14 protein-coding genes are annotated in these 17,156 nt (G+C 58.9%); 6 read left to right on the forward strand and 8 right to left on the reverse strand.

Features of this window, described 5'->3' with window-relative positions; all coding sequences use genetic code 11:
• The first annotated feature begins 72 nt into the window (after positions 1-72).
• On the forward strand, positions 73-402 hold the full coding sequence (locus tag ACP7BE_RS00405; protein ID WP_095002782.1) for a ComEA family DNA-binding protein: 330 nt from the start codon (positions 73-75) through the stop codon (positions 400-402).
• 63 nt (positions 403-465) lie between these two features.
• On the opposite strand, the gene ACP7BE_RS00410 is transcribed toward ACP7BE_RS00405, so the two are convergent.
• Together ACP7BE_RS00410 and ACP7BE_RS00415 are read right to left on the reverse strand one after the other, a co-directional pair.
• Positions 466-1,029, reverse strand: a complete 564-nt coding sequence (locus tag ACP7BE_RS00410; RefSeq protein ID WP_095002781.1) for a TetR/AcrR family transcriptional regulator — start codon at positions 1,027-1,029, stop codon at positions 466-468.
• 137 nt (positions 1,030-1,166) lie between these two features.
• A complete protein-coding gene (locus tag ACP7BE_RS00415) occupies positions 1,167-1,334 on the reverse strand; it encodes a DUF2897 family protein (RefSeq protein ID WP_095002780.1) in 168 nt (55 codons plus the stop codon).
• Between the two features lie 230 nt (positions 1,335-1,564).
• On the opposite strand from ACP7BE_RS00415, the gene pyrF reads away from it, so the two are divergent.
• Positions 1,565-2,263 carry an orotidine-5'-phosphate decarboxylase gene (gene pyrF / locus ACP7BE_RS00420; RefSeq protein ID WP_165446498.1) on the forward strand — a complete coding sequence of 233 codons (699 nt, stop codon included), beginning with the start codon at positions 1,565-1,567 and terminating at the stop codon, positions 2,261-2,263.
• 125 nt (positions 2,264-2,388) lie between these two features.
• Here the strand turns inward: pyrF and ACP7BE_RS00425 are convergent, their stop codons facing one another.
• Positions 2,389-3,393, reverse strand: coding sequence for an NADP-dependent oxidoreductase (locus ACP7BE_RS00425; RefSeq protein ID WP_095002778.1), 1,005 nt, complete (start codon positions 3,391-3,393; stop codon positions 2,389-2,391).
• A gap of 196 nt (positions 3,394-3,589) precedes the next feature.
• On the opposite strand from ACP7BE_RS00425, the gene ACP7BE_RS00430 reads away from it, so the two are divergent.
• Complete coding sequence (locus ACP7BE_RS00430) at positions 3,590-4,351, forward strand: SDR family oxidoreductase (RefSeq protein WP_095002777.1); 762 nt, start codon at positions 3,590-3,592, stop codon at positions 4,349-4,351.
• A gap of 4 nt (positions 4,352-4,355) precedes the next feature.
• On the opposite strand, the gene ACP7BE_RS00435 is transcribed toward ACP7BE_RS00430, so the two are convergent.
• Positions 4,356-5,546: a benzoate/H(+) symporter BenE family transporter gene (locus ACP7BE_RS00435; RefSeq protein ID WP_130871732.1), complete on the reverse strand. Its 1,191-nt coding sequence runs from the start codon at positions 5,544-5,546 to the stop codon at positions 4,356-4,358.
• 227 nt (positions 5,547-5,773) lie between these two features.
• Between ACP7BE_RS00435 and ACP7BE_RS00440 the strand changes: the two genes are divergently transcribed.
• Positions 5,774-6,541 carry a GntR family transcriptional regulator gene (locus ACP7BE_RS00440; protein WP_095002775.1) on the forward strand — a complete coding sequence of 256 codons (768 nt, stop codon included), beginning with the start codon at positions 5,774-5,776 and terminating at the stop codon, positions 6,539-6,541.
• A gap of 111 nt (positions 6,542-6,652) precedes the next feature.
• On the opposite strand, the gene guaD is transcribed toward ACP7BE_RS00440, so the two are convergent.
• Genes guaD through xdhA form a run of 4 tightly spaced genes read right to left on the reverse strand, consistent with a single transcriptional unit; the run spans position 6,653 to position 12,635 of the window.
• Positions 6,653-7,951, reverse strand: coding sequence for a guanine deaminase (guaD, locus tag ACP7BE_RS00445; protein ID WP_240881482.1), 1,299 nt, complete (start codon positions 7,949-7,951; stop codon positions 6,653-6,655).
• 8 nt (positions 7,952-7,959) lie between these two features.
• Positions 7,960-8,817: a xanthine dehydrogenase accessory protein XdhC gene (gene xdhC, locus ACP7BE_RS00450; protein WP_095025015.1), complete on the reverse strand. Its 858-nt coding sequence runs from the start codon at positions 8,815-8,817 to the stop codon at positions 7,960-7,962.
• Entirely contained in the window at positions 8,810-11,185 is a 2,376-nt protein-coding gene (gene xdhB, locus ACP7BE_RS00455; protein WP_317757689.1) for a xanthine dehydrogenase molybdopterin binding subunit, read from the reverse strand. Before xdhB ends, xdhC begins: the two co-directional genes overlap by 8 nt.
• Entirely contained in the window at positions 11,178-12,635 is a 1,458-nt protein-coding gene (xdhA, locus tag ACP7BE_RS00460; protein WP_426104238.1) for a xanthine dehydrogenase small subunit, read from the reverse strand. Before xdhA ends, xdhB begins: the two co-directional genes overlap by 8 nt.
• A gap of 224 nt (positions 12,636-12,859) precedes the next feature.
• Between xdhA and ACP7BE_RS00465 the strand changes: the two genes are divergently transcribed.
• The gene (locus tag ACP7BE_RS00465; RefSeq protein WP_235570948.1) at positions 12,860-13,519 is read left to right on the forward strand and encodes a GntR family transcriptional regulator; all 660 of its coding nucleotides are present in this window, start codon (positions 12,860-12,862) and stop codon (positions 13,517-13,519) included.
• A gap of 2 nt (positions 13,520-13,521) precedes the next feature.
• Entirely contained in the window at positions 13,522-17,010 is a 3,489-nt protein-coding gene (gene smc / locus ACP7BE_RS00470) for a chromosome segregation protein SMC (RefSeq protein WP_095024096.1), read from the forward strand.
• The last annotated feature ends 146 nt before the right edge of the window (positions 17,011-17,156 follow it).

The raw sequence follows: 17,156 nt of genomic DNA on the forward strand, positions 1-17,156 counted from the left end.
AACCATCGCCTAAGTTTGAAATACAGCTCAGGAAAGCTGTTTTTAACTTAACGATGTTATGGAGTGTCAATTATGCGTACTGCTTTTCTCTCTTCGATTTTCTTTGCCCTGATGGTAGGTGTTTCCAGTGTGGCCCATGCCGCACCTGCGGCCGGAGCAGTTGAACCGGTGGTTGCTGCGCCAGTAGTGCTGGATGCCAAAGTGGTGACGATTAATATCAATACCGCAGATGAGGCTACCCTGCAGCGTGAACTCTCTGGTGTAGGGGCTGTTAAAGCCAAGGCGATCGTGGCTTATCGCGAGGCCAATGGTGATTTTACTTCAGTCGATGAGTTGCTTGAGGTCAAAGGCATAGGCAAGGTTATTCTGGAGAGAAACCGCGACAAGATCGTAATCAGCTAAGCCAGGTAACAGAACGAAAAAAGCCAGTCATAGACTGGCTTTTTTGTGGCTGTCAGCAAGCGTTCAGGCATAAGGCGCTGACGACTTCAATGTACTGCGCGTGACTTCGAAAATCTTCTGTTTCAGTGCATCACTCTCTGCGCCGCGAGCCAGAACCAGTGCGCCTACCAGGGTAGCGAAAATCACGATGCTTTTGTCTTCAGTGTCTGACCCTTGCAGGGTCGCCTGGATCTGTTTGAGCCTGGCATCGATGACATGGTCGGTGGTGACACTTGCCTGGCCCTGTTGGGCCATTTCAGCGGACATGGTCGGCAACGGGCAACCCTCATGGGGGGAGGTCAGATGCCACTCAGACAAGTAAGCATCGATAAATGCGTGCAGGGGGTGGGGCTGGCTGAACAGTTCGGCGCAGATACCGTCAACCTGGTTGGCTGCGTGCTGCAAGGCTTTTTCTACCAGGTCGTTTTTGGATGAAAAATGAGCATAGAAACCACCGTGAGTAAGGCCCAGTGATTTCATCAGGGGTTGCAGGCCTGTGGCGCCAATACCGTGTCGTCGAAAGAGCCCGGATGCTTCTTTAACGATGCGCTGATGGGTTTGGGCTTTATGATCTTGTGAATAGCGCATGACAGGTGTCTCTTTATGCAATGGACCATCATAGCGTCGACCTTCAAACAGATGCAGTGGTTAATCATGCAACTGTTTGTAGGTTTTTCCTCACCGATGCTCATTCCTTGGCATGCAGGCCCTGAGCGCTTGTCTGACTACCTGTCTTTTGATTCCTTGGCGTCCATTTCGGCATTGCGTTCGGCAACACGTTTGCGTTGCTCATCGGTCAGTTCAACTTTATTGGCTGTGTCACGTAGTGTCATCAGGGCGCCTACAATGACACCGATAGCGACGACGAGAATTAACCAGGCATACCAAGGCATAGAGTGTTCTCCGTGTTGAGTGCAGCACAGGGCAGGGGTTGCGCTGTGTGCTGCTGTTTATCCTGTTAAGTGAGTAAGTGTTGATTGCTTTCAGTGTAGGCCGGTTATTCAGTCATGTGCGGTATAAGCTTGGTAAAGACTAAAATCGTGTATTTGCGATCATCGGGTGCCGGTAAGCGGCTGGTTCCGCTACAATGCGCGCCGATTTCGACCAGCCTGAGAACCCGCTAATGTCCGACTGCCAGACTCCTATTATCGTCGCCCTGGATTTCCCGACCCGTGACGCCGCATTGAAACTGGCTGATCAGTTGGACCCCAAGCAGTGCCGTGTCAAGGTGGGCAAAGAGCTGTTCACCAGTTGCGCTTCGGAAATCGTCGGTACTTTGCGCGACAAGGGTTTTGAAGTATTTCTGGACCTGAAGTTCCACGATATCCCCAATACCACGGCAATGGCGGTCAAGGCCGCAGCTGAAATGGGCGTATGGATGGTTAACGTTCACTGTTCGGGCGGCTTGCGCATGATGGCCGCTTGCCGCGAAGTACTCGACAAGCGCACCGGCCCGCAGCCGTTGCTGATTGGCGTGACCGTGTTGACCAGCATGGAGCGTGAAGACCTGGCCGGTATTGGCCTGGATATTGAGCCTCAGGAGCAAGTGTTACGCCTGGCAGCCCTGGCCGACAAGGCCGGTATGGATGGCCTGGTGTGTTCGGCCCTGGAGGCGCAAGCGCTGAAGGCCGCGCACCCGGGTCTGCAACTGGTAACCCCGGGGATTCGTCCTGCGGGCAGTGCGCAGGACGATCAGCGTCGTATTCTGACGCCTCGCCAGGCACTGGATGCAGGTTCTGATTATCTGGTAATCGGGCGCCCGATCAGCCAGGCAGTGGATCCGGCCAAGGCACTCGCTGCCGTGGTAGCTGAGCTGGCTTAAGGCTGTTTGCCACCGTTCTGATTCGGCAATCGCGGGCAAGCCCGCGATTGCCGCGCCGCGGTCTGCCTTGACAGGCCGCGGTGCCTGTATTGCGAGCAAGTCCGCTGCCACCTGTATGTGGTGTGTCAGACCTTCAACACCAGCTTGCCGTGATTTTCCCCGCTGAACAGCTTCGCCAGGCTTTCCGGGAAGCTTTCCAGGCCTTCAACAATATGCTCTTTGCTTTTCAACTGGCCCTTGAGCAGCCAGCCCGCCATCTCTTGTCCGGCTGCTGCATAGCGATCGGCATAGTCCATTACCACAAAGCCTTCCATGCGGGCGCGATTGACCAGCAGTGACAAGTAGTTGGCCGGACCTTTAACGGCTTCCTTGTTGTTGTATTGGCTGATGGCTCCGCAGATGATGACCCGCGCCTTGAAATTCAAACGGCTCAATACGGCGTCGAGAATATCGCCGCCCACGTTGTCGAAAAACACATCTACACCCTTGGGGCATTCGCGTTTGAGGCCTGCGAGCATATCTTCGTTCTTGTAGTCGATTACACCGTCAAAGCCGAACTCCTCGACCAGCCGCTTACATTTCTCTTGGCCGCCGGCAATGCCTACCACGCGGCAGCCCTTCAACTTGGCGATTTGCCCGGCAATGCTGCCAACAGCACCCGCTGCGCCGGAAATCACCACGGTGTCTCCTGTTTTCGGTGCGCCGACGTCCAGCAGGGCGAAGTAGGCCGTCATGCCCGTCATGCCCAGTGCGGACAGATACACGGGCAGCGGTACCAGTTTCGGGTCGACCTTGTAGAAACCCCGTGGCTCACCGGTGAAGTAATCCTGCATTCCCAGGGCACCGTTGACGTAATCCCCCACAGCAAAGCCCGGGTGGGCGCTGGCAATCACCTTGCCCACTCCCAGGGCGCGCATCACATCACCCAGCGCTACCGGCGGAATATAGGACTTGCCTTCGTTCATCCAGCCACGCATGGCCGGGTCGAGGGACAAGTATTCATTTTTGACCAGGATCTGGCCGTCCTTGGGCTGTACTACGGGCACTTGCTGGAAGGTGAAGGTATCGCGGGTTGCTGCACCGACTGGACGTTTGGCGAGCAGGAATTGGCGGTTTGTCTGGTCAGTCATTGCTATAACTCTTTAGAGATTGATGGCTGTTGATAGACCTTCTCACGCTACAGGGCAAGTGAATACGCGCTTACGAATAGGTTTTTATCAGTGATGGTGATGGTTGTAGGCAGTCTTTTATCACTCGGATAAATAGGCGGATGGCCGTGCCCGAACGTTTCGGGGGTACAGATGCACTCTGCTGAGGGTTAAGACGATGGGCATGACGTTTACGGGGCAAGTGGCTGTAGTGACAGGGGGCGGGGCCGGTATCGGGAGGGCCGCGGCGCTGGCATTTGCCGGCGAGGGTTTGAAGGTGGTGGTGGCTGATCGGGATGTGGCAGCGGGTGAAGACACTGTCGAGCAGATAAGGGCTGCGGGCGGCAGTGCTGTTTTCGCAGGCTGCGATGTCACTGTAGAGGCGCAGGTCAGGCAACTGATGGAGCAGACAATCAGCACTTACGGGCGTCTGGACTATGCCTTCAACAATGCCGGGATCGAGATCGAGCATGGTCGCCTGGCCGACGGTACCCTGGATGAGTTCGATGCGATCATGGGGGTAAACGTCAAGGGCGTTTGGCTGTGCATGAAATATCAGCTGCCATTGATGCTGGCCCAGGGCGGCGGGGCGATCGTCAATACCGCCTCGGTGGCCGGACTGGGCGCCGCGCCAAAGATGAGCATTTACTCGGCGTCCAAACATGCGGTGATCGGGCTGACCAAATCGGCAGCCATTGAGTATGCGAAAAAGCATATTCGGGTGAACGCGGTGTGCCCGGCGGTCATCGATACCGATATGTTCCGCCGCGCTTATGAGGTCGACCCGCGCAAGGCTGAATTTGCCGCCGCGATGCACCCGGTGGGGCGTATCGGCACGGTCGAAGAAGTTGCCAGCGCCGTGCTGTACCTGTGCTCGGATGGCGCAGCATTTACCACAGGCCATGCGCTGGCGGTCGATGGCGGGGCACTGGCGATCTGATAGCTCAGCGTGATTTGACGTTCAGGATCATCAGGGTCAGCACGCCCGCGACAATGCCCCAGAAAGCCGAGCCAATTGAAAACAGGGTCATGCCCGATGCGGTGACCATAAAGGTCACCAGGGCAGCTTCACGCTCCCTGGCTTCGCCCATGGCAATACTCAGCCCGTTCATGATCGAGCCGAACAGTGCCAGTGCGGCAATCGACAGCACCAGTTCCTTGGGCAATGAGGCGAACAGGGCGGCCAGGGTGGCGCCGAATATGCCGGCGATGCCATAGAAAATTCCGCACCACACGGCTGCGGTGTAGCGTTTTTTCGGGTCTTCGTGGGCATGGGGGCCGGTGCAGATGGCGGCACTGATGGCTGCCAGGTTGATGCCGTGGGAACCGAAGGGGGCGAGCAGCAAGGAGGCTACCCCGGTGGTGGTGATCAGCGGCGAGGCGGGCACGTCATAGCCATCGGCCCGCAGTACGGCGATGCCCGGCATATTTTGCGAGGTCATGGCCACCACAAACAGCGGGATGCCGATGCTGATGGTTGCCGCCAGCGAAAAGGACGGCGTGGTCCACACCGGCACGGCCACTTCAAGGGAAAAACCGCTGAAGTCCAGCAGCCCAAGCATGCCCGACAGCAGGGTGCCGATCAGCAGCGCCGCCAGTACGGCGTAGCGGGGTGACAGGCGCTTGACGATCAGGTAGGTGAAAAACATGCCGATCACCAAGCCGGTGCGATGTTGCGCCGCGACGAAGATTTCGCTGCCGATTTTAAACAGGATGCCCGCCAGCAACGCGGCGGCCAGGGATGAGGGGATGCGCTTGACCAGGCGCTCAAAACTGCCGGTGATGCCACAGATGATCACCAGTACCGCGCAGGTGATATAGGCGCCGATGGCCTCGCCGTAACTGACGCCGCCAAGGCTGGTGATCAGCAGTGCCGCCCCCGGTGTGGACCAGGCGATGGTGATCGGTGTGCGATAACGCAAAGACAAGCCTATGCTGCAAACAGCCATGCCGATCGACAGTGCCCAGATCCATGATGAAATCTGCCCGCTGGTAAGTCCCGCTGCCTGACCCGCCTGGAACATCAGGACCAGGGAGCTGGTGTAGCCGGTCATCATGGCGATAAAGCCTGCGACCACCGCCGAGGGCGAGGTGTCTGCCAGTGGATGCAAGCGCGGCTGCGGGGTGTCGGTCATGGAACGGTCTTCCTTGTGTGCTATAGGAGTTCGGGCAGGCGACAAGCCTAAACGTAAAGGTTGCATCTAGTTGCGATACAGCAGGGTTCGTAAACGACCGTACAGTCGTACTGGCACTCTGCTTTGTGTACAATGCGCCCTGTTTTTTGCATTAATTTCTGGTCGGTGACACCCGTTTACGTACTAGCGTAATCCCTTATTCGCCGCCGCTTCCCACACGAGTGCCCATGAACGAACAGTTGCAGCCTCTCAAGAAACAACCCCGCGCTGGCAAGGCCGGCCGCAGTGGAACCCAGGACGATATTGTCTATGCGCATATTTTCGAGGCGATCCTTGAACAGCGTCTGGCGCCTGGCACCAAGTTGAGTGAAGAGGCTCTGGGCGAAATCTTTGGCGTGAGCCGCACCATTATTCGTCGCGCCCTGTCGCGTCTGGCCCATGAAGGGGTTGTGCTGCTGCGCCCTAATCGTGGTGCAGTGGTGGCGAGCCCTAGCGTAGAAGAAGCGCGCCAGGTGTTTCTGGCCCGGCGACTGGTTGAAAAGGCCATTACCGAGCTGGCGGTGGTGCATGCTACGGCTGATGATCTGGCGCAACTGCGCAAGATGGTCCAGGACGAGCGCGACAGTTTTTCGCGGGGCGATCGGGGTGCGGGTATTCGCCTGTCGGGCGAGTTCCACCTGAAGTTGGCCGAAGCGGCGAAGAATGCGCCGCTGATCAGCTTTCAGCGCAGTCTGGTGTCGCAAACGTCGTTGATTATTGCCCAGTACGAGAGCGGCAACCGTTCGCACTGCTCTTATGACGAGCACATGCAATTGATCGATGCCATCGAAGCCCGTGATGCCGGCCAGGCCGTGCACCTGATGATGCATCACATGGATCACATTGACAGCAAGCTCAACCTTGACGAAGAAAGCGCCTCTGACGACTTGCACGCGGTGTTTTCGCACTTGCTGCAAACCAAGGGCAAAAGCCCTCGGCCTGCTGCCAAGCTTTAAGCCTCGGCTGCTCTTGTGGGAGCGGGCTTGCCCGCGATGCAGGCGACGCGGTGCTTCAGTAGAACCGCATCGATAACCTCTCGAGCAAGCCCGCTCCCACAAGGGAAATTATCAGCGCTGATGCACCAGATTGCCTGCCGCATAGGTTTGCTGCACGGTACGGTCATCCCCAAGGGTCATCAATACAAACAGCGTCTCGGCGATGTTTTTTGACTGCTTGAGGCGATAGCTCATCAGTGGCGTAGCGTTGTAGTCCAGTACCAGGAAGTCAGCGTCGCTGCCCGGTTGCAGATTGCCGATCCTGTCTTCCAGGCGCAGTGCCCGCGCCCCGCCCAACGTAGCCAGATACAACGACTTGAACGGATTGAGGCGTGCACCCTGCAGTTGCATGACCTTGTAGGCTTCGTTCAGGGTGTTGAGCAGCGAGAAGCTGGTCCCCGCGCCGACATCCGTGCCCAGGCCCACATTGAGTTTGTGTTTCTCGGCCATTGGCAGGTTGAACAGGCCGCTGCCCAAAAACAGGTTGGAAGTCGGGCAGAACGCCACTGCCGAACCCGTCTCGGCGAGTCGCGCACATTCCTCGTCACACAGATGTACACCGTGGGCAAATACAGAGCGTTCGCCGAGCAACTGGTAGTGGTCGTACACATCCAGATAGCCTTTGCGCTCAGGGAACAGCGACTTGACCCACTCGATTTCCTGAAGGTTCTCGCTGATATGGGTGTGCAGATACACATCCGGGTATTCGCCCAGCAGCTTGCCGGCCAGGGTCAATTGCTCCGGGGTGCTGGTCGGCGCGAAGCGCGGGGTGACGGCGTAATGCAGGCGGCCCTTACCGTGCCAGCGCTCGATCAGTGCCTTGCTTTCGCTGTAGCCGGTTTCGGCGGTATCGGTCAGATAGTCTGGGGCGTTGCGGTCCATCATCACCTTGCCGGCGATCAGACGCAGGTCCAGGTGCTGTGCGGCCTCAAACAGGGCATCCACCGATTGCGGGTGTACGCTGCCGAAGACCAGGGCGGTGGTGGTGCCGTTGCGTAGCAGTTCCTTCAGGAATACGTCAGCCACTTCGTCAGCATGGGCCTTATCGGCGAACTGGTTTTCGCACGGGAAGGTGTAGGTGTTGAGCCAGTCGAGCAGTTGCTCGCCGTAGGCGCCAATCATCCCGGTTTGCGGGAAATGGATATGGGTATCGATAAAGCCGGGGGTGATCAGTGCGTCTTTGTACTCGGTCACAGCAACGTCGGCGGCCAGTGTGCCAAGCAGTTCGCTGGCCGGGCCAACAGCCTTGATCTGGCCGTTGTCGACCACCAGCAAGCCGTCTGCGAAATATTCATAGGAGGCCTCGATCCCGACTTCGGCGGGGTCGGCGATGCTGTGCAAAATGGCGGCGCGATAGGCTTTACAAGTCATGGCAATTCTCAGTGTGTGGCATGGCTGCGTCGTGAAGACGGCAACAATTGTTTAATGGATTCAGATGACGCGCTGTCGGCGCTCGCAGTGTGCTGGCCGAAATGAGTGTTGTAGGTGGCGATGATTTCGCCGGCGATGGAGATCGCGATTTCAACAGGCAATTTGCCTTTGACTTCGCTCAAACCCATCGGGCAACGCATGCGCTGCAAAGGTGAGGCGTCGATACCGCGCTCACGCAGGCGATGTTCGAACTTCACGCGTTTGGTTTTCGAACCAATCAAGCCGAAGTAAGTAAAGTCGTTGCGTTTAAGCAGGGCGGCGCTGAGCTCCAGGTCCAGGGCGTGATTATGCGTCATGACGATGCAGTAGCAACCCGCAGGCAGGGCATCGACTTCATCTACCGGTTCGTCGGTAACGATTTTTTCCACGCCTTGGGGGATAAGTGTCGGGAATTCCTGCTCCCGCGAGTCGATCCAGCGCACCCGGCACGGCAGGCTGGCGAGCAGGGGTACCAAGGCCCGGGCCACGTGCCCTGCGCCAAACACCGCAATCTGAGCCTGCACCTTGCCCATCGGTTCGAACAGCAGCACGGCCACCCCTCCGCAACACTGGCCCAGGCTGGCGCCGAGGCTGAAGCGCTGTAGAAGGGTATCGTGCTTGCCGCTGCTGAGCATCTGGCGGGCAATTTCCATTGCCTTGTACTCCAGATGACCGCCACCAATGGTGTCGAAGATTTTATCTGCACAAATGACCATCTTCGAACCGGCATTGCGCGGGGTAGAGCCTTGCTCTTCGATGATGGTCACCAGCACGCAGGGTTCGCCTTGCTGCTGCAACTCGGCCAGGGCACTGATCCAGTTATTCATGCTGATCTCCCGACAGGCTTTTGCGCATTTGCTCACAACCCCACAGCACCCGCTCCGGGGTGGCCGGGGCGTCAATCGCAGGTTGCACGCGGTAGTCAGCCAGGCTCGCAACGGCGTCCTTGAGTGCACACCATGCGGCGATGCCGAGCATAAATGGCGGTTCGCCCACGGCCTTGGAGTGGAACACGGTGTCTTCGGGGTTCTTGCGGTTTTCCACCAGGGTTACGCGCAGGTCCAGCGGCATGTCTGCCACCGCGGGGATCTTGTAGCTGGCCGGGCCGTTGGTCATCAGCTTGCCCTTGGCATTCCACACCAGTTCCTCCATGGTCAGCCAGCCCGCCCCCTGTATATACCCGCCTTCGACCTGGCCGATGTCGATGGCCGGGTTCAGCGAGGCACCGACATCATGGAGGATATCGGTACGCAACATTTTGTATTCGCCGGTCAGGGTGTCGACGATCACCTCGGCGCAGGCGGCGCCAAAGGCAAAGTAATAAAACGGCCGACCACGTGCCTGAGTGCGGTCATAAAAAATCTTCGGGGTTTTGTAGTACCCGGTGCTCGATAACGACACCTGGCCGAAATAGGCCTGCTGGATCAGGCTTTCAAAACTGATGATCTGCTCGCCAGCCTGCACCTGGCCGTTATGGAAGATCACCGCCCGTTGCTCGACCTGATATTTGTCGGCAGCAAATTCAACAAGTCGCTGCTTGATGGTTTCGGCTGCGTTTTGCGCGGCCTTGCCATTGAGGTCGGCACCGCTGGACGCTGCAGTAGGCGAGGTGTTTGGCACTTTGTCAGTGTTGGTTGCGGTGATCTGGATGCGGCTGATATCCACCTGGAACACTTCGGCGACCACCTGCGCGACCTTGATATTCAGGCCCTGGCCCATCTCGGTGCCGCCGTGGTTGAGGTGGATGCTGCCATCGGTATAAATATGGATCAGGGCGCCGGCCTGGTTGAGGAAGCTGGCGGTAAAGGAGATGCCGAATTTGACCGGGGTCAGCGCCAGGCCTTTTTTCAGGATCGGACTGCTGGCGTTGAACGCCTTGATCGCTTCCCGGCGCTCGGTGTACTGGCAGCTGGCCTCGAGCTCGGCGGTCATTTCTTGCAGCAGGTTGTGTTCCACGGTCTGGTAGTAGTGAGTCACGTTGCGTTCGGTTTTGCCGTAGTAATTGGCCTTGCGTACGGCCAGCGGGTCGAGGCCCAGGTGGCGGGCGATACGGTCCATGACCTCTTCGATGGCGACCATGCCTTGCGGGCCACCAAAGCCGCGATAGGCCGTGTTGGAAGCCGTGTTGGTTTTACAGCGATAGCCATTGATCGTCGCGTCGCCCAGATAATAGGCGTTGTCGGCGTGGAACATGGCGCGGTCGACAATGGAATTGGACAAGTCCGGCGAACAGCCACAGTTGCCCGCCAGGTCCAGCTGAATGCCCTGCAAGCGGCCGCTGGCGTCGAAACCGACGTCATATTCGATATAAAACGGGTGGCGCTTGCCGGTCATCAGCATGTCTTCGACCCGCGGCAGGCGCATCTTGGTCGGTTGCCCGGTGAGGCGTGCCACCACTGCGCACAGGCAGGCGGGGCTGGCGGCCTGGGTCTCCTTGCCGCCAAAGCCGCCGCCCATGCGGCGCATATCGACAACGATCTTGTTCATTGAAACATCAAGGACTTCTGCCACCAGCTTCTGCACTTCGGTAGGGTTCTGCGTGGAGCAGTAAACGATCATCCCGCCGTCTTCGGTAGGCATGACCGATGAGATCTGGGTCTCGAGGTAAAAGTGCTCCTGCCCGCCAATATGCAGGCTGCCCTGCAGGCGATGTTCGGCCCCGGCCAGTGCGCCGGCAGAGTCGCCGCGTTGATGGGTGTGGGTATCGAGCACAAAGTGCTTCTGGCGCAGGGCCTGAACCACGTCCAGCACCGGCTCCAGGTCTTCGTATTCGATAATGGCAGCCATTGCCGCCTTGCGCGCGGTGTCCAGGTCGCAAGCGGCCACTGCCAGTACGGGCTGGCCGACAAACTCCACCTTGTCGATGGCCAGTAGCGGATCGCCGGGCAGTAGCGGGCCAATGTCCTTCAGACCGGGGATATCTTCGTGGGTGATCACCAGGCGCACGCCTGCGAAGGCGTAGCAGGGCGTGGTGTCGACACGCAGGATTCTGGCGTGGGCGCGGTCGGACAGGCGTGCGAAAAGGTGCAACTGGTTGGGGAATTCCAGGCGGTCATCGATGTACTGCGCTTCGCCGCTGACATGTTTTTCGGCACTGTCATGCTTGACGCTGCGACCCACACCGGTTTTCAAGTCCTGCTGGAAGAGGGCGGCCAGCTCGGCCTGGGTTGGGGCAACCTTGTGATGGTTAGACATAAGCTGTTACCCGCGTCTCGAGATGTGGCGTTTGCAGTTCGATAAAGTATTTGCGTAGCAGGTTCTGCGCACTCAGCAGACGGTATTCCTTGCTGGCGCGAAAGTCCGAGAGCGGGGTGAAGTCGTTTGCCAGCGCAGCGCAGGCGCGCTCGATGCTGGCGCTGTTCCAGTTTGCGCCGAGCAATGCGGCTTCGCAGGCGGCGGCGCGTTTGGCGATGGCCGCCATGCCGCCGAATGCCACGCGGGCACCGGTCACCACGCCGTTGTCGATGTGCAGGTTGAACGCTGCGCACACGGCGCTGATGTCGTCATCCAGGCGCTTGGAGATTTTATAGGCGCGAAATGCATGGCTGGGGTCGGCGCGAGGGATGATGATTTTTTCGATAAATTCGCCTTCCTGGCGTGCCGTCACCCGGTAGTCGATAAAGTAATCCTCGATCGCCAGGGTGCGCAGGGTTTGCCCTTTGCGCAGTACCAGTTGTGCGCCGAGGGCAATCAGCAGCGGTGGCGAGTCGCCAATGGGCGAGGCATTGCCGATGTTGCCGCCCAGGGTGCCCTGATTGCGGATTTGCAGGGAGGCGAAGCGTTGCAGCAATTCGCCGAAGTCCGGGTACTCGGCCTTGAGCGTGCCGTAGGCGTCTGTCAGCGACACCGCCGCGCCGATTTCAATACGGTCATCAAAGCGCTCGATGTGCTTCATTTCGGCCACGTTGCCGACGTAGATCATGACCGGCAGCGGGCGATGAAACTGGGTCGCCTCAAGCGCCAGGTCGGTACCGCCGGCCAGCAGGCGGGCCTGGGGTTGGGATTCGTACAGCTGGGCCAGGTCGCTGATGGTCATGGGCAGCAGACAGCGCTTGTCGCCGCTGTTCAGTTCGCCGGTTTGAGTCGGGGTGATGGTCTTGAGCAAGGCAATGGTCGCGCTCTGGTGTGTATCGAACTGATCCTGTTGTTGCCCGCTGCAAGCCTGTTCGGCAGCCGCCAGAATAGGGCGGTAGCCGGTGCAGCGACAGAGGTTTCCCGCCAGGGCTTCATGAGCCTGATGGCCATCAGGCTGGCCCGTGCTGTTTTTTTGCAGGGCGAACAGTGACATCACAAATCCCGGCGTGCAAAACCCGCACTGTGAGCCGTGGCAGTCGACCATCGCCCGCTGCACGCTGTGCAACTGCCCCTGGTGCTTGAGGTCTTCGATGCTGATCAGTTGCTTGCCGTGCAAAGCCGAGACAAAGGTCAGGCACGAATTGAGGCTGCGATAGCGCAGCCGTTCAAGGCCTTCAGCGTCGGTGTGAAGTTCGCCGACAACCACGGTACAGGCCCCGCAGTCGCCGCTGGCGCATCCTTCTTTGGTACCAGGCTTGTGCAGGTGTTCACGCAGGTAATTGAGCACGGTCAAATTCGGGTCGAGCGTGTGCTCGGTGCGCAGCGTCTGGTTGAGTAGGAACTGGATCACGGAAGGCCTCGCATAATCATTATTGTTGTAACGCGGGATGCACTGAATTTAGCTAAAGCTGACCTGCGGGTCAAGAAATAGCGATCGGTAATCCCTGTGATTGATAACCGGGGGATTTATTTGCGGGTTTCGTGCCATATTCAGCCCCTGAGGCTCTGCGCGAGGGCATATCAAGTGCGTTACACTGCACCGCCTGCACTGATCAAAGATTTTGAAGGTAAAACATGACGTTCAAGGCGCCGGACAGCCTCGCCGAGCAAATCGCTCACCACCTCGCCGAACGCATCATTCGCGGCGAGTTAAAGCCTGGGGAACGCATTCAGGAACAGAAAGTGACGCTGGCGCTGAATGTCAGTCGCGGCTCTGTGCGCGAAGCATTGTTGATCCTTGAGCGTCGACATCTGATCGCCATCCTGCCGCGTCGTGGCGCCCATGTGACCGAACTTACGGCGCACAAGGTGCAGAGCCTGTGCACGCTGATGAGCGAAATGTACATCCTGCTCGGCAATGCCGTAGCCCAGCGCTGGGCAGTTCCGGCCGACCTGGGGCCGTTCTTGCAGATCCAGCAGCGCCTGGCCGCCAGCTACGAACGCCAGGACATCAGCACCTTCGTTGAAGACAGCTTCAATGTGATGCGTGCGGCGTACCCGTTCGCCGACAACCCCTATTTGCAGGAAACCGTCGAGAACCTGCACCCGGCCATGAGCCGTGCCTATTACCTGGCACTGGACCAGCGCAAGGCGGAAATGAGCGAGTTCCTGGCGTTGTTTGCGCAGTTGCTCGAGGCCGTGCTGGCGCGTGACCTGGCGCAGATTCGCGTGGTGCTGAGCAGCTATGCCCAGCGCAGTTGTGCCCTGGTGCTGTCTGCCTTGACGGTTGCCTGAGCGTGCGCCTGACCTGTATCAAGCTGGCCGGCTTCAAGTCCTTCGTTGACCCGACAACCGTTACCTTTCCAAGCAATATGGCGGCGGTGGTAGGCCCCAACGGCTGTGGCAAGTCCAATATCATCGATGCCGTGCGCTGGGTCATGGGCGAAAGCTCGGCCAAGAACCTGCGCGGCGAGTCGATGACCGACGTTATCTTCAACGGCTCCACCACGCGCAAACCGGTGAGCCAGGCCAGTATCGAACTGGTCTTCGACAACTCCGACGGCACGCTGCTGGGCGAGTATGCGGCCTATGCCGAGATATCGATCCGCCGCAAAGTCACCCGCGACAGCCAGACCACCTATTACCTCAATGGCACCAAGTGCCGTCGTCGTGACATTACCGATATCTTCCTCGGTACGGGGCTGGGGCCGCGCAGCTACTCGATCATCGAGCAGGGCATGATCTCCAAGCTGATCGAGTCCAAGCCTGAAGATCTGCGTAACTTTATCGAAGAGGCGGCGGGCATTTCCAAGTACAAGGAGCGCCGCCGCGAGACTGAAAACCGTATCCGCCGTACCCACGAAAACCTTGCCCGTCTGACTGACCTGCGCGATGAGCTGGGGCGTCAGCTGGAGCGTTTGCACCGCCAGGCCCAGGCCGCCGAGAAATATCAGGAATACAAGGCCGAAGAGCGTCAGCTCAAGGCCCGGCTGTCGGCTCTGCGCTGGCAGGCCCTGAATGAGCAGGTGGGGCAGCGCGAAGCGGTCATCGGTAATCAGGAAGTCAGTTTCGAAGCCCTGGTGGCCGAGCAGCGCAATGCCGATGCCAGCATCGAACGCCTGCGTGACGGGCACCATGATCTGTCAGAGCGCTTCAATCTGGTGCAGGGGCGCTTCTATTCGGTAGGGGGCGATATTGCCCGGGTCGAGCAGAGCATTCAGCATGGCCAGCAACGTTTGCGCCAGTTGCAGGATGACCTGCGCGAAGCCGAGCGCTCGCGCCTGGAAACCGAATCCCATCTGGGGCATGACCGCACCTTGCTGGCGACTCTGGCTGAAGAGCTGCACATGCTTGAGCCCGAGCAGGAACTGACCAGCGCGGCCGCCGAAGAGGCTGCCGCTACTCTGGAAGTGGCCGAGCAGACCATGCATGGCTGGCAGGAACAGTGGGACATTTTCAACCTTCGCTCGGCCGAGCCGCAGCGCCAGTCCGAAGTGCTGCAAGCCCGTATCCAGCAGCTGGAAACCAGTATGGAGCGCGTGGCGGAACGTCAGCGCCGCCTGGCTGAAGAGCGTGCCTTGCTGGCCGCAGACCCTGAAGATGCGGCCATTCTGGAGCTCAGTGAGCAACTGGCCAGCAGCGAAATGGCCCACGAAGAGCTGCAGGCCAGTGAGCAGCAACTGGTCGAGCAGCTCGAGCAAGTGCGTCACGACTTGCAACAGGCCACGCAGAACCAGCAGCAGGCCCAGGGCGAGCTGCAGCGCCTCAACGGTCGTCTGGCATCGCTGGAGGCCTTGCAGCAGGCTGCGCTTGATCCGGGTACCGGTACTGGCGAATGGTTGCGCGATCAGCAGCTTGCCGAGCAGCCACGACTGGCAGAAGGCCTGCGCGTAGAGGCTGGCTGGGAGCTGGCGGTAGAGACCGTGTTGGGGGCTGATTTGCAGGCCGTACTGGTCGAGGATTTTGCCCGGCTGGATCTGGCAGGGTTTGCCCAGGGTGATTTGCGCCTGTTCAGTGATGCAGGGCAGGCCCCTCGCTTGGCGGGCAGCCTGCTGGACAAGGTCACGGCCGATTTTGATCTGGCGCCGTGGCTGGGCCAGGTCAAACCGGTCGAAACACTGGAGCAGGCACTGGCCTTGCGTGCACAACTGGCCGAGGGCCAGAGCCTGATCAGCCGTGATGGCTATTGGGTCGGGCGCAACTTCCTGCGGGTGCGCCGCGCCAGTGAAGCCGAAAGCGGGGTGCTGGCCCGGGGCCAGGAAATCCAGCGCCTGGGGCTTGAGTGCGAAGAGCGTGAAGCCACCCTGGCGGCCCTGGAGGAACAACTACAAAGCATGCGTGAGCAACAGCGTATGCAGGAAGACTCTCGTGAGCAGCTTCGCCGTCGCTTGCAGGATGAAGCTCGCCACCAGGGTGAGATCAAGGCCAAGCTCTCCGCCAGCAAGGCCAAGGTCGAGCAATTGACCTTGCGCCGCCGCCGTCTGGACGAAGAACTGGCCGAGTTGGGTGAGCAGCGCGCCCTGGAGCATGAGCAGGTAGGGGAGGCGCGCCTGCTGTTGCAGGACGCCCTGGATGCCATGGCCACCGATACCGGGCAGCGCGAGCTGTTGCTGGCCCGTCGCGACAGTCTGCGCGAGCAGTTGGATCGGGTGCGTCAGGATGCTCGACAACATAAAGACCACGCCCACCAGTTGGCTGTCCGCCTGGGGTCGCTCAAGGCGCAGCATGATTCCACCCGCCAGGCTCTTGAGCGCCTGGAAATGCAGGCCGAGCGCCTGGCTGAAAAGCGCGAACAGCTGACCCTCAATCTGGAGGAGGGCGAAGCGCCGCTGGAAGAGTTGCGCCTCAAGCTTGAAGAGTTGCTCGACAAGCGCCTGAGCGTGGATGAAGAACTCAAGATTGCCCAGACCGCGCTCGAAGATGCCGATCGCGAATTGCGCGATGCCGAAAAACGCCGCAATCAGGCTGAGCAACAATCGCAATTGATTCGTGGCCAGCTCGAACAGCAGCGCATGGAGTGGCAGGCCTTGAGCGTGCGTCGTACTGCGTTGCAGGATCAGTTGCTGGCCGATGGCTATGACCTGCACGGGGTGCTGGCCACCCTCGATGCCGAGGTCAACGAGCAGCAGGCCGAAGAAGAACTGGAGCGTATCGCTGCGCGAATTCAGCGCCTGGGCGCGATCAACCTTGCAGCCATTGATGAGTATCAGCAGCAATCGGAGCGCAAGCGCTATCTGGATGCTCAGGATGCTGATCTGGTCGAGGCACTCGATACCCTGGAAAACGTCATCCGCAAGATCGACAAAGAGACCCGCAGCCGCTTCAAGGACACCTTTGATCAGATAAATGGTGGATTACAGGCACTTTTCCCAAAAGTTTTCGGTGGCGGCAGCGCTTATTTGGAACTGACGGGCGAAGATCTACTCGATACAGGGGTGACCATCATGGCGCGTCCGCCGGGCAAGAAGAACAGCACGATCCATTTGCTGTCTGGTGGCGAGAAAGCCTTGACGGCCCTGGCGCTGGTTTTTGCCATTTTCAAGCTCAACCCGGCGCCGTTTTGCATGCTCGACGAAGTCGATGCACCGCTTGATGACGCTAACGTAGGCCGCTATGCACGCTTGGTAAAGGAGATGTCGCAGACCGTGCAATTTATCTATATCACTCACAACAAGATCGCCATGGAGATGGCGGATCAGTTGATGGGGGTGACGATGCATGAGCCGGGCTGTTCACGTCTTGTAGCGGTTGATGTTGAGGAGGCAATGGCAATGGTCGATGCTTGAGCTATAAGCATGTAGGACGATTTTTTTCTTCTTGTAAGAAAAATTTCAAGCATTTGACCGATATGACGTGTAGGTCGAAGGCAGCATGGGCCTAGCTCAATGCGACAGACGGTGTAAAGTTATCTTTGGTCGTGTTAATTTAATGT

Source organism: Pseudomonas sp. TWR1-1-3 (assembly GCF_049896805.1).
Classification (GTDB): domain Bacteria; phylum Pseudomonadota; class Gammaproteobacteria; order Pseudomonadales; family Pseudomonadaceae; genus Aquipseudomonas; species Aquipseudomonas bubulae.